The 13,288-nt window shown below is 63.6% G+C and carries 9 protein-coding genes; 2 read left to right on the forward strand and 7 right to left on the reverse strand.

Translation table 11 applies throughout. From position 1 onward, the window contains the following. Nucleotides 1–13: 13 nt before the first annotated feature. On the reverse strand, nucleotides 14–1,687 hold the full coding sequence (locus tag MRBLMU1_RS00085; RefSeq protein WP_363495175.1) for an FAD-dependent oxidoreductase: 1,674 nt from the start codon (nucleotides 1,685–1,687) through the stop codon (nucleotides 14–16). A 182-nt stretch (nucleotides 1,688–1,869) separates the two neighbouring features. On the opposite strand from MRBLMU1_RS00085, the gene MRBLMU1_RS00090 reads away from it, so the two are divergent. Then, nucleotides 1,870–5,049 (forward strand): TonB-dependent receptor, encoded by a 3,180-nt coding sequence (locus tag MRBLMU1_RS00090; RefSeq protein ID WP_363495178.1) that lies wholly within the window; start codon nucleotides 1,870–1,872, stop codon nucleotides 5,047–5,049. Nucleotides 5,050–5,117: 68 nt separating this feature from the next. Beyond that, on the forward strand, nucleotides 5,118–6,107 hold the full coding sequence (locus MRBLMU1_RS00095; protein ID WP_363495181.1) for a glycoside hydrolase family 43 protein: 990 nt from the start codon (nucleotides 5,118–5,120) through the stop codon (nucleotides 6,105–6,107). A gap of 90 nt (nucleotides 6,108–6,197) precedes the next feature. On the opposite strand, the gene MRBLMU1_RS00100 is transcribed toward MRBLMU1_RS00095, so the two are convergent. From MRBLMU1_RS00100 to MRBLMU1_RS00125, 6 genes are read right to left on the reverse strand one after another with little or no spacing between them, the layout of a single operon-like run. After that, nucleotides 6,198–7,592 carry an FGGY-family carbohydrate kinase gene (locus tag MRBLMU1_RS00100; RefSeq protein WP_363495184.1) on the reverse strand — a complete coding sequence of 465 codons (1,395 nt, stop codon included), beginning with the start codon at nucleotides 7,590–7,592 and terminating at the stop codon, nucleotides 6,198–6,200. Beyond that, nucleotides 7,589–8,608, reverse strand: coding sequence for an ABC transporter permease (locus MRBLMU1_RS00105; protein ID WP_363496417.1), 1,020 nt, complete (start codon nucleotides 8,606–8,608; stop codon nucleotides 7,589–7,591). The genes MRBLMU1_RS00100 and MRBLMU1_RS00105 overlap by 4 nt, the downstream gene beginning before the upstream one ends. A 14-nt stretch (nucleotides 8,609–8,622) precedes the next feature. Beyond that, complete coding sequence (locus MRBLMU1_RS00110; protein WP_363495187.1) at nucleotides 8,623–9,624, reverse strand: ABC transporter permease; 1,002 nt, start codon at nucleotides 9,622–9,624, stop codon at nucleotides 8,623–8,625. Continuing rightward, nucleotides 9,621–11,144, reverse strand: coding sequence for a sugar ABC transporter ATP-binding protein (locus MRBLMU1_RS00115; RefSeq protein WP_363495189.1), 1,524 nt, complete (start codon nucleotides 11,142–11,144; stop codon nucleotides 9,621–9,623). The genes MRBLMU1_RS00110 and MRBLMU1_RS00115 overlap by 4 nt, the downstream gene beginning before the upstream one ends. 11 nt (nucleotides 11,145–11,155) lie before the next feature. Then, complete coding sequence (rhaS, locus tag MRBLMU1_RS00120) at nucleotides 11,156–12,169, reverse strand: rhamnose ABC transporter substrate-binding protein (RefSeq protein WP_414646018.1); 1,014 nt, start codon at nucleotides 12,167–12,169, stop codon at nucleotides 11,156–11,158. Then, nucleotides 12,160–13,026 (reverse strand): DeoR/GlpR family DNA-binding transcription regulator, encoded by an 867-nt coding sequence (locus tag MRBLMU1_RS00125; RefSeq protein ID WP_363495195.1) that lies wholly within the window; start codon nucleotides 13,024–13,026, stop codon nucleotides 12,160–12,162. The genes rhaS and MRBLMU1_RS00125 overlap by 10 nt, the downstream gene beginning before the upstream one ends. Between the last annotated feature and the right edge of the window lie 262 nt (nucleotides 13,027–13,288).

Raw genomic sequence — 13,288 nt, forward strand, 5'->3', positions numbered from 1 at the left:
CGGGCACGCGCAGTTAGCTCTCCAGCTCCCGCCGAGCCAGAAACGCGTGTATCTGCGATACCACGGCGGCGCCTTCGCCGACGGCTGCGGCCACCCGCTTGGTCGAGTTGGCGCGCACGTCGCCGATCGCGAACACCCCCGGCACGCTCGTTTCCAGGCTGGCCTGCCGGCTTTCGAGCGCGCAGCCAGGGGCGTCGTAGCCGGTCAGGATGAAGCCTTTTGAATCGACCTCCACGCCGCAGTCGCCCAGCCAACCGGTGTTCGGATCGGCGCCGATGAACAGGAACAGCCGCCGCACGTCGTAGTCGGTTTCGACTTCGCTGCGGTTGTCGCGCACGCGCACCTGCCGCAGGCCGTCCTCTCCGCCGCCTTCCAGCGCGACGATCTCCGAGTGCGTGTGCAGCACGATGTTCGGCGTCGCCTCGATACGTTCGATCAGGTAGCTCGACATCGTCGACGCCAGGCTGTCCTTGCGGATCAACATGTGGACCCTGGAGGCGAAGCCGGACAGGAACACCGCCGCCTGGCCGGCCGAATTGCCTCCGCCGACCAGCACCACTTCCTCGCTGGCACACAGCTTGGCCTCCAGCGGCGAGGCCCAGTAGTACACGCCCTTGCCCTCGAACTGGGTCAGGTTGGCCAGGGAAGGGCGGCGATAGCGCGCCCCGCAAGACAGCACCACCGTGCGCGCCCGCAGCTGTTGCAGGCTGCCGCACATTTCCACTTCGAGCGGGTAGCTGTCGCATAGCAGCCGCCCGGCCGGCGCGGGTATCGCCATCTCGACGCCGAATTTACGCGACTGCACGTAGGCGCGGCCGGCCAGCGCGCGCCCGGAGATCCCGGTCGGGAAGCCCAGATAGTTTTCGATCCGGGCGCTGGCAGCCGCCTGGCCGCCATAGGCGCGCGTTTCCAGCGCCAGCACGGACAAGCCTTCGGAGGCCGCATACACGGCCGTCGCCAGTCCGGCCGGCCCGGCGCCGACCACGATCACGTCCCACACCTGGTTGGAGTTCAGCTCCGGAAGCGTGCCCAGACAGCGTCCCAGTTCGACCGTCGACGGATTTTTCCGTACGCTGCCGTCGGGGCACACCACCAGCGGCATGTCGTCCGGCAGCGGGCGATAACGTTCGCACAGGGCGCGCGCCTGCTCGTCGGCCTGCGGGTCGAGCACCTTGTTCGGAATCCCGTTGCTGTTCAACCAGCCCTGCAGCGCGTGCACGCGCGGATAGCCAGGTGTTGCAATCAGCACCACGCCGCTGGCGCCGTTTTCCATCAGTTCGACGCGCCGCAATATGAAGGCGCGCACGATCTTCTCGCCCAGTTCCGCCTCCGCCACCAGCAGCGCGCGCAGCGACTGCGTGGTCAGCACCAGCACTTCGACGGCGCCTATCGCGTGGCCATTGACCAGCGACGGCGCGTTGGATAGCTGGCTCATTTCGCCGGCGAATTCGCCCGGCAGGTGTTCGGTGATCACCGATGTATTTCCCAGGCCGTCATAGCGGCTGATGCGGATTTTCCCGGCCAGCAGAACGAACATGCCGAAGGTGCTGCGCCCGGCCTCGAACAGCATCTCGCCGTCGCGGTAGCAGGCGCGCGCGCCAAAGCGTTCGACCCGCCGGATTTCGGCCGCATCGAGTTTGGGAAGCGCCTGGCCGGCGCGGGATTTGAAGGTGTCGTAGGTCGTCATGATCACAGTCTAACGCGGTTAAATGCTGCACTGCCAGATTCTAAAGGAAGAGCGGTTGGTGATCATCATTGTGATTCTTTGAGCGGGCGATGATTTTTATGCGCAAGCGACTACTAGAATGCGCTCACAAGCTGATCATAAAACACCGGCCGTACACATGGCCGAGAAGACGGGAGACAAAAGTGAACACAGTAATGAACACGGCAGGTAAGCATTCGAAGTTGGCGGATAGCCGCATCACCCAGCGTGTCATCGTAGCCGCCGTGGCGTCGGCGGTCGCCTCCATCCTGGCCAGTAATGCCGCGATGGCGCAATCCACCGAGGCCGCCGCGCCCACCTCCCAGCCGGCGGCGGTGCCGCGCGCGCCGGACGACATGGCGCCAGCCGTCGTCACCGTCGTGGGCACCCGAAAATCGGTGGCGTCGGCGATCGACCGCAAGATCCGCAACTCCACCGTCTCCGACTCGCTGGTGGCCGAGGATATCAACCAGTTCCCGGATAAAAACGTCGGCGAGGCGCTGTCGCGTATCACCGGCGTGCAGTTGACGCGCGATTTCGGCGAAGGCTCGCAAATCTCGATTCGCGGCGTCGAGCCGGATTTGAACCGCGTGGAGATCAACGGCATGTCGGTGCTGGGCACCAACGGCAACGCCGGCCGTGGCGCCGAACTGCGCGAGCTGGCCTCCGAGCTGATATCCTCGATCGACGTGTTCAAGGGCAGCACGCCCGACCTGACCGAGGGCGGCGTCGGCGGCACGGTGGTGATCACCACCCGCAAGCCGCTCGACTTCAAAAAATTCACCATCGCCAGCACGGTGTCCGGCGAGCAGTCGTCCAGCCGTGGCGGCGTGCAGCCGCGCGCCAGCCTGCTGATCGCCGACCAGTTCCTCGACGGCCGCCTCGGGCTGATGGCCAACGTGGTGTATGACGACGTCCGCACCCGTAACGACTACACCCGCAACACCAGTTGGCGCTTCCTGCGCGACTGGGACTTCTCGCCGGAGAAAACCGTCACCTCGCTGGATCCGACGGTGGCCGGCATCTCGGACGTTTCCGGCTGCGGCGCCGCCAACCTGTCGGCCGCGCAGCGCACCGCCTGCAGCCAGCAGTGGTACGACTACTCGCCGGGCACGCCGCGCTACGGCATCTGGACCCGCGACCACAAACGTTCGTCGGCCGAGTTGACCGCCCAGTACAAATTCAGCAACGACCTGAAAGCGTACGTCAGCTATCAGGCCAACAAGCAGGACCAGCGCCTCAACGACCGCAACTACGGCACTGATTTCAGCGCCGTCACCCGGCTGGCCAACGCCGGCCGCGCGCCGACCTACAACGCCGCCGGTGTTCCTTCCGGCGCCACCTGCACCGCCGCGCCGACCGCTTCCACGCCGGCCGGCATGACCGTCGCTAATCACTACGTGACCGAGTACACGGTCGGCAGCTGCACCTATTTGAACGGCATCGCCGGGCAGGGCGCGTTCAGCACCCAGGCGCGCGATTTCGACCTGAAAATCGATTCGCGCTACGTCACCTCCGGCTTCACCTACAAAAAAGGGCCGCTGGAGATCGAGGGCCTCGCCGGCACTTCGCGGTCGAACTACCACAACGAGACCAACAGCATCGTGCTGTCGCAAAACGCGCCGGGCCTGAAGGTCTCCCTCGACGCCCAGGGCCTGCCGCACTTCGACTTCCCGGCCGGCTACTCGCCGGAGGACAGCCGTTCCTACGTCAGCGCCCAGCTGCAATACCGTCCCTACGAAACCAAGAACGATGAAGACCAGGCCAAGCTCGATTTCAAGTACCGCCTGTCGACGCCTTTCTTCAGCAAGCTCTGGTTCGGCGTACAGGCGCGCAAATCGTCCGCGCAGCGCTACAACGGCACCTCCTATGTGCTCGACAACGGCGCCGATCTGGCAGGTACGGCGGACGACCTGATCGTCGGCGGCGCCAACATCAACCAGACCGTGACCTACGACCCGAACAACACCAGCGGCGTGATACGCGGGCCGGACAAGTTCAACATCGCCGACCCCGGATGGTCTAGCCGCTATGTTAACGCCGCGCAGATGGCGCAGCTGGTCGACGCAGTGCGCGGCCGCTCGCCTGGCACCTTCTTCGGCGGCTACGACAAGGTCGGAAACATCCCGAGTGGTTGGATGACGCCGGTCTACAGCGCGGCGGCGCCGTACTTCGACACGTCCAAGTTCAACTTCGACGCCATCTACAACGGCATCGGCACCGACGGCAACATGCATCCACAGATCCCCGCCTACCGGGTCGAAGAGCGCATCAGGTCCGCGTATGTGCGGGTCGATTTTGACACCGAGCTGTACGAACACCAGATCTGGGGCAATCTGGGCGTGCGCTATACCGGCACGCGTGACAAATCCACTGGTTCGCAGTCCTACGGCATCCGCGTGGCGAATCCGGGTTCGTCGGCAGGCTATTCCGATTACCTGTATGGCACCAATATCATCTCGCTGGACAACAGCTACCACGACTACCTGCCTAGCCTGAACGTCATGGGCTGGGTGGTTCCGGACAAGTTCATGGTGCGGTTCGGGCTGGCCAAGGTGATGTCGCGGCCGCGCGTCGACCTGCTCGCGCCTAACGCTCGCTGCATCGCCGGCAGCGGCAATCCCGCGTTCGGCGGCGAGGGCGACGACGATTGCACGGCCGGCAACCCGAATCTGAAGCCGTTCCGCGCGACGAACACGGACCTGAGCTTCGAATACTATCCGAGCGCCGACAGCCAGGTCAGTGTCGGCCTGTTCAAAAAGAAGATCGACAGCTATATCCTGGAAAAGCAAATCGTCAGGGGCGTCGACTTGTTCAACGACGGCCAGCGGTTCGACGTCACGCAGGCGATCAACGGCGAGGGCGCCACCACCAAAGGTGTCGAGGTGACGGCGCGCACCGCGTTCACCTTCCTGCCTGGATGGCTGGGCGGCTTCGGTGGGGACGTCAACTACACCCGCATGACGTACAAGTACGCGGCCGGCACCGAACGAATCAATCCGCTGGACGGCACGGTACTGCCGTACGCCGGGCTGTCGAAAAACAGCTATAACGCCGCGCTGTGGTACGACTTGGGCAAGATCAACGCACGCCTCGCCTACAACTTCCGCGATCGTTTTTACACGGGTAACAACGATGTGGCGGGCAATCCGACCTTCCAGCAGAAGACCGGTTTCCTCGACGCGAAGTTCCAATATCGCTACAATGACAACGTCACGTTCTCCATCGAAGGCAAGAACTTGACGGACCAGGCACAGACCACCGACGGCGGCGATCCGTTCCGCGTGAACGAAGTGGCATGGTCCGGCCGTCGTTACTTCGTCAGCGTGTCGATCAAAAACTGAGCGATTAAAAATCAAGGGCATCCATGGCGCAAACGTTTATTGCGCGCGGACTGAAAACGGCGGCCTGCATGGCCGCTGTTTTTTCGTTTGCGCTCGCCGCATCGGCGGCGGAACCGGTATTTAACAACCCGCTGGTCAAACAGCGCGCCGACCCGCAGGTCTCGCTGCACAGCGACGGCTATTACTACTTCACCGCCACGGTGCCGGAGTACGACCGCATCGAGTTGCGGCGCGCGCGCTCGCTCAACGACCTGGGAGCGGCCGAGGCCAAGGTGGTATGGCGTAAGCACGCCAGCGGCATCATGGGTGCGCACATATGGGCGCCGGAGATGCACTACATCGACGGCAAATGGTATATCTATTTCACGGCCGGCGCCTCGGACAAGATCTGGGAGATACGCCTCTATGTGCTGGAAAACAGCTCCCCCAATCCGCTGGAAGGGGAATGGAAGGAGCTGGGGCAGCTCAAGACGGGCTGGGAATCGTTCTCGCTGGACGCCACCACGTTCACGCTGGACGGAAAACGGTACTTGTTGTGGACCCAGGTCGCGCCGGAATCGACCACGCACGCCACCAACATCTACATCGCCCGGATGGATACTCCGTCATCGATCAAGGGCCCGGCGGTGATGCTGACGAAGCCGGAGTATGACTGGGAGAAGGTCAAGCACGCGGTCAACGAGGCGCCGGCGGCGCTGGTGAAGAACGGCCGGGTGTTTGTCAGCTATTCGGCCAGCGCGACGGATGCGAACTATGCGCTTGGCCTGTTGACGGCGCCGGTGGGAGGGGACTTGCTGACGCCCGGCACCTGGACCAAATCGCCGAAGCCGGTGTTTGTCAGCAGCGAGGCGAATGGCCAGTACGGGCCGGGGCACAACTGGTTCACCACCACGCCGGATGGCAAGACGGATATATTGGTTTACCACGCACGCAATTACCGTGACATCGTTGGCGATCCGTTGAAGGACCAGAACCGGCACACGCGCGCGCAGGTGCTGCATTGGAATGCGGATGGGACACCGAATTTTGGTCAACCGGTAGCTGACAAGCGCGATTGACAACGGAGACACGTAGGGCGGATTAGGCGGAACGCCGTAATCGGCCATATATGCGCCGCCAACGGCGCATGCATGGCCGATTACGCTACGCTAATCCGCCCTACGTGTCTCCACGAGGGACAGCCAGCGCTGTCTATACTGATCCCAGCCATCGATCCGCAGCGGCGCCGCCGTCGTGCTGCGCAGCGCCGGCGCGCTGCCCCAGTGGTGCAGCATCCAGCCACCGCACGTGGTGCCGCTGGTATCGTCCGTGCTGTTGATTTGCTGATCCGGACGCAACGCCGCCAGCAAAGGCGCGAACCACGGATTGCCCGTATAGCTGCCTTCGACCACCACCGCACCGTCCACACCCAACTGCTCCAGACAGTAGTCGCTCATCAAAACACAATACAGCGTGGCGAGCGCGTAACGCTGCCTGTTGTCCTGCGGCGTCATCCCCACAATCGTCCCGGCCCGCCCGGCAAACGGCCCCCCAGCCTGCGAGTAGCAAGGCAACGCCATCGTCTGCCGCTCGATCAGCAAGCGCAAATCCTCGACGCCGCAGACCTCCAGCTCCGCCCCCGCCAATTCGCCGAACTCGCGCCCACCCATGAAGCGCATGCACGCCACGGCCTGGCCCATCGCGTTGCTATTGGCGAGCATATCGGCCGCTTCGCGCAAACCTTCCAGCGGCTTGCCCGGCGCGGCGGCGATCACCCAGGTTCCGGTGGACAGGACCGCCGGCGTCTCGCCTTCGCCACCATCGGCACGCGCGAAATGCCGCAGCAGCGATGCGTTGCTGTCATGGATGCCGCACAAAACCCTGCATTCCGGGGACAAGCCCGTTTGCCGCGCCAGTTCTGCCTTCAAAAAACCAAGCGGCGCCCACGCCGGCTGCAACGGTGGGAACAATCCGGTCCACCCCATGCGATCGACCAGCGAGGAATACTGCTGGCGGGCCGGCTGCCACAGATCCGTGTGACAGCCCAGCGACGTAACCTCGCTGGCCGCCACGCCGCTCAAACGCCATGCCCAATACTGCGGATACATGAGGATATGGCGCGCGCGACGGAACTCCTCGGGGAAGGCCTGCGCCTGCCAGGCGAGCTGCCGCCCCAGATTCAGACCGGCCGGCAGTTGAGGCGAGTAGGTGGCGGAATAGGGCGGCCGCTCGTCGGCGTAGTGCATTCCCTGCCCGGCGGGCATCTCGAACTCGTAGTCTAGCACCGGCAGCACCAGCCCCTCGTCATCGACCAGCGCCGCCGTGGCGCCGTGCGTGACGCTGACAATGGCGCCGACATGCGCCAACGCCGTGAATTGCTGCATGCCGTCCAGCGTCCAGTTCCAGATCCGGTCCGTGTCGTGGTGCGGATACGGAGTGCAGTTCAATATCGTATTCGGACTGCGGCGCTCCGCCAGGACCGCGCCGTCGGCATCGATCAGCACCAATTTGACGTTGGTTTTGCCGATGTCGAGGACGATGGTGGCTTCGATCGGCAAGCTCATTTGGCGGTCCTTCGGCCGCGCAGCAGACGTGGCAAGGCGATGGTCGCCAGCAGCAGAATACCGACGACGATGGTCATGTAAATGCCCGGGATATTGGCCAGCGACAGTCCGTAGGTGACGGTGCCCAGGGTCAGCACGGCCAGCACCACGCCGCCGATGGTGCCGGCGCCGCCGGCGATGCTGACGCCGCCCAGGATCACCATCGTGATCACCTCCAGCTCCCAGCCCATGGCGATGTTCGGCCGCGTGCTGCCGATACGTCCCGTCAGCAGGTAGGCCGCCAGTCCGGCCATCGCGCCGGTCAACATGAACAGCACCAGCCGATAGCGGTCGACGGCGATGCCCGAGAAGCGCGCGGCGACCGGGTTGTTCCCGATGGCGTAGATGCGGCGGCCCCAGGTCGTCGCATGCAGCACGAACGCGAAGAGCCCGGCGAAGGCCAGCAGGATGACGAATTCGCGCGGGATGAAGCCGAAGAAGTAGCCCTGGCCCCAATCGGCCATCAGTTGCGGATAGCCGGTGAACGCCTTATCGCCCAGCACCACGCTGGCCAGCCCGCGGAACAGCGAGACGGTGCCGATGGTGACGACGATCGACGGCAGGCGGAAGCGCGTGACCATGATGCCATTGAGCCAGCCGCAGGCCGTGCCGGCGGCCAGCGCGACCGGCAGCAGCAGCTCCGGCGCCACGCCGTTGGCGTGGGCCAGGCCGATCGCCACCGACGACAGCGCGAGGATGCCGGACACGGAGATGTCGATCTCGCGGCAGATGATCAGCAACGCCATCGGCAGCGCGATCAGCGCCTTTTCGCTGAAGTTGAAGGTGCCGTCGGCCAGGTTGTACAGGTCAAGGAAGTGCGGCAGCATGATGGCGTTGGCGGCGAAGGCCGCCACCAGCAGCAGCGCAAGCAGGCTTTCCCAGCGGCCCAGCAGGGCGCCCAGGCGGAAGCCCGGACGGTCCGCGATGATGTAGCGGGAAGAACTTGCCTTTTCAGGCGCGTCGGCGGAATTGGACATCACGGTACTCGTAGTCACGCAGCGCTCCCGGTTGCGTTGGATTTATTCAGGTGCAGCGGCAGGATCTGCCGGCCGATAGGTCGGCCGCCACGGGCATTGATCAGCACCGCAGTCAGGATCACGACGCCGGTCAGCGCGCTTTGCCAGAAAGGCGATACCTTCACCACCGGCAGCGCGTTGCCGATCACGGCGAGGAACAAGCCGCCCAGCACCGCGCCGGCCACGCTGCCGCTGCCGCCGGCGATGCTGATGCCGCCGATGACGCAGGCCGCGATGACGGTGAATTCAAAGCCGTAGGCGATCTCGGTGTAGGCGACCGCGTAACGCGCCACCCACAGGTAGCCGCACAAGCCGGCCATGGCGCCGGACAGGCCGTAAGTCCACATCAAACGGCTGGCGATCGGAATGCCGACGTAGCGTGCCGAAAACGGTTCGTTGCCGATGGCGTACAGGTCGCGGCCGAAGCGGCTGTGCTTTGCGACATACCAAGCCGCCAGCACCGTCAGCGCGGCGATCCACACCAGATGCGTGACGCCGAACAGGCGCGCCAGCGGGAAGGCGATGAAGTCGGCCGGCATCTGGTGCGACGACACCCAGGCGCCGCCGGACAGCACGAACACCAGGCCGCGATAGACGCTCATGGTGCCCAGGGTGACGACGATGGGCGCCAGGTCCAGATAGCCGATCAGGTAACCGTTGATCAAACCAAGCAGCAGGCCGATCGCCACCGCCGCCAGCATCACCAGCGGCAGCGGCAGTTCCGGAAAACGGGATGCCAGCAAGGCCGACATCATGCCCGCCAGCGCCAGGCTGGAGGCGACCGACAGATCGACGCCGCGCGTGACGATGACCAGCATCTGCGTCAGCGCCAGCATGATCAGCAAGGTGCTGTCGGTGAGCAGATTGGCCAGGCTCGAACCGGTGACGAACACCGGCGCGCGCGTTCCGACCAGGATAATCAGCGCGACGGTGCACAGCGCTAGCTGAACTTCCCGCATTTTCAGCAGCGCCTTCATACACATTCCTCCGCAGGCAGCGCGCAGCCGGAGGCGGCGGCGACGATGTTTTCCGGCGTGGCGTCCGCCCGGTTATAAGTATGTTCGATGCGGCCCTGGTGCATGATCACGATGCGGTCCGCCAGCCCCATGACCTCGGGCAGTTCGGACGAGACCAGGATCACCGACAGTCCCTTGCTTACCAGCTCACCGATAAAACGGTGAACTGCGGCCTTGGAACCGATGTCGATGCCCTTGGTGGGTTCGTCCAGGATGATCACTTTGGGATTGGTCGCCAGCCATTTGCCCAGCACGACCTTCTGCTGGTTGCCGCCGGAGAGCTCGGCGACGTTTTGCGTCAAGTGCGCCGCCTTCAATTCCAGCTGCTCGGCGTAGTGGCGCGCGATCGCGGTTTCCTGCGCCCGCCGTCCGCGCAGGAAGAAGCCGACCCTGGACAGGATGGGCAGGGTGATGTTCTGCATGATGGGCAGCGACAAATGCGCGCCCTGGTGCTGGCGGTCCTCCGGCACATAGGCGATGCCGTGCTTGATGGCGTCCGACGCGCAGGATACGCAAATCTCCTTGCCATCGAGCCTGACCGTTCCGCGCACGGCGGTGCTCAATCCGAAGATCGCGTGCATGACCTCCGAGCGGCCGGCGCCGACAAGCCCATAGAAGCCTAGGATCTCGCCGCGCCGCAGCGAGAAGCTGACGTCGTCGAACTCGGTGGGGTGGCACAAGTTTTTCACCTCAAGCAGCACCTCGCCGGGCGTGACATCCGCCTTCGGGTAGGCTTGCTTGACGGTGCGGCCCACCATCAGCGCCACCAGCTCCGCTTCGGTGACGTCGGCGATCGCGCCCTCGGCGATGAACTGACCGTCGCGCAGCACCGTGTAGCGGTCGGCCACGGCGAAGATCTCGTCGAATTTGTGCGTGATGAAAATGATCGCCGTGCCGGCCGCGCGCAACTGGCCGATGATGCGATACAGCTCGTGGATCTCGCGCTGCGACAGCGACGCCGTCGGCTCGTCCAGGATCACCACCCGCGCATCCTGCGACAGCGCGCGGGCGATTTCGACGAAGTGGCGCTGGGCCACGCTCAGGTCCTTGACGCGGGCGCGCACCGGCAGGTTCACCTCGAGGCGCGCGAACAGCTTCTCGGCCTCGGCCTCGATTTTGCTCCAGTCGATGCGGCCGGAGGCGCCCTTGCATGGCTGGCGGCCGACGTAGATATTCTCCGCCACGGTCAGCTCGTCGAACATCACGGTTTCCTGGTGCACGGCCGTGACGCCGGCGCGCATCGCATCCTGCGCGTTGGCGAACTTGATCGGTTGGCCGGCCAATTCGATCATGCCTTCGTCCGGCCGGTAAATACCGGTCAGGGTTTTGACCAATGTCGACTTACCTGCGCCGTTTTCTCCGATCAGGGCCATGACTTCACCCGCGCGCACCGACAGCGCCACGTTGTTCAACGCGACGATGCCGGCAAAGCGCTTGCAGATCCCGGTCAATTGCAGGACCGGGGTTGTATTCATATTCATAGGACTCCAGCTCAGAAGATCTTGGAGAACTTGTCGACGTTCCCTTTGTCGTAGGTGAATGGCGGCGCCATCGCACCCTCACCGTTGGCGTCCAATGCGATGCTGCCCATGCGGCCGGCCGAGACGCTGCCACCCGGCTTGGCGGTGGGCTGGCCCTTGACGAAGTCGTAGGCGGCATACGTGGCCGCATAACCGAGATCGATCGGATTCCAGATCGCGAACTCGCGTACCGCGCCGCTCTTGACGTGGCCGGCCATCTCGGACGGTAGCCCCAGGCCGGTGACGTACACTTTGCCGACCAGGTTCTCGTCGACCACCGCCTTGCTGGCTGCGTTGATGCCGACGGTCGTCGGGGCGATGATCGCCTTCAGGTTTGGATTGCTGCGCAACAGGCCGAGCGCCTCGCGGTAGCTTTTGTCCGACTGGTCGTCACCGTAGACGGTGGCGACCAGCTTCATCTTGCTGAACTCCGGCTTCTCCAGCGTCTTCTTCATCACGCCGATCCAGAGATTCTGATTGGTCGCCTGCGCCGACGCCGACAGGATCGCGATCTCGCCCTTGCCGCCGATGGCGTCGGACGCCATCTGGATCTGCTTCAATCCGATCAGGTCCGGGCTGGAGGGATTCAGCTGCATCAAGCGGCCTTCGGGCGCCAGGCCGCTGTCGAACGAGATCACCTTGATTCCGCGCGCCATGGCCTTTTTGGTGATCGGCACCAGCGCGTTCGGATCGTTGGCCGAGATGACGATGGCGTCGACCTTCTGGCTGATCAACGAGTTGATGATTTCGATCTGGCCTTCGGCGCTCGGCGTTGTCGGCCCGGTGTAGATGATCTCCACATTTTTCAGTTCCTTGGCCGCGTCCTTGGCGCCGGTGTGGGCGGCGTCGAAGAAGCCGTTGCCAAGGCTTTTGACGACCATGGCGATGCGCATGTTCTCACTTTTCTTCTCGCCGCATCCGGCGATGGCCGTCAGCAGGCCGGCGGCAACGGCCGCCAATACGATCTTCCTGCGCTTCAATGCGATACCTCCGATTGGTACATCGCGGCCGACTGGTAGTCGAACGGTGGATTGAACTGGCTGGCATTGTGCTGGGCGGGGATGGCTTCCGGCTCCACGGTGACCACGCGCACGCCGGATTGTTCGAGCAGCTGCACCGCAGAATCGGAGGCGTAGGTATCGGTGATGACGGTCGACACGCGGTTCAAGCCGCACAGGATCAGGCCCGCCTTCTTGGCGAACTTGGAGCTGTCGACCAATACGATCAGTTCCTCCGCCTGCGAGATCAGGCGCTTCTCGGCCTGGATCAGCAGCGGGTCGGCCTCCATCAGGCCAAGCAGCGACAGGCCGTAGACGCTCATGAACATCTTGGCCGCGTAGTGGTGCTGGGTGATGTCGTTGTCGAAGGGACTGAGGATGACATTCTGCTCGCGATAGACTTTGCCGCCGGGGACAATGATCTCGTTCTCGCTCGATACCAGCAGGCGCTCGGCCATCAGGAAGGAATTGGTGAGGATCTTGAGGTGCTGGTCGACCAGGAATTCGGCCATCATGAAGGTGGTGGTGCCGCCGTTGATGATGATCGTTTCGCCTTCGCTGCACATGCCGGCGGCGTGGCGCGCGATCGCGCGTTTGCGCTCGGCGTAGCACTGGATATTGTGCTGGAAGGTCTCGCTGGTGAGGGTGAAGCTGCGTTTTTTCTGCTCCAGGTTCGCGGCGCCGCCCCGGGTGCGGGTGAGCAGACTGCGGGCGGCGAGCCAGCTGATGTCGCGGCGGACCGTGGCGGGGGAGGCGCTGAGCCAGTCGACCAATTGCGGCACGCTGGCCGTATTATGTTCGGCGAGCAACTTCAGCAAACGTTTACGGCGCTTGTGATTTACCATTCCTGTCTCCTTTTATTCGCCACTACTACCGTCGCTGCCACAGTTTGCTGGGGGACCGATCCGGTGTGTGACTTTATTAATTACTAAGACTAAACATTTCAAAATCGTCCGTCAATCATTAGTCGATCAAATATTTGATTGTTTCGATATCGATTTCGCGATCCAATCAAGTTTCGATCATCGATATGATTATTTCCTACTTGGTCATCAACTTGAGCGCTTGCGCATTGACACCCATGCGCCGCTGATTTCTACTGGTTAC

Origin of the sequence: Burkholderia sp. LMU1-1-1.1, assembly GCF_040675865.1 — a bacterium.
Lineage (GTDB): Bacteria > Pseudomonadota > Gammaproteobacteria > Burkholderiales > Burkholderiaceae_D > Rugamonas.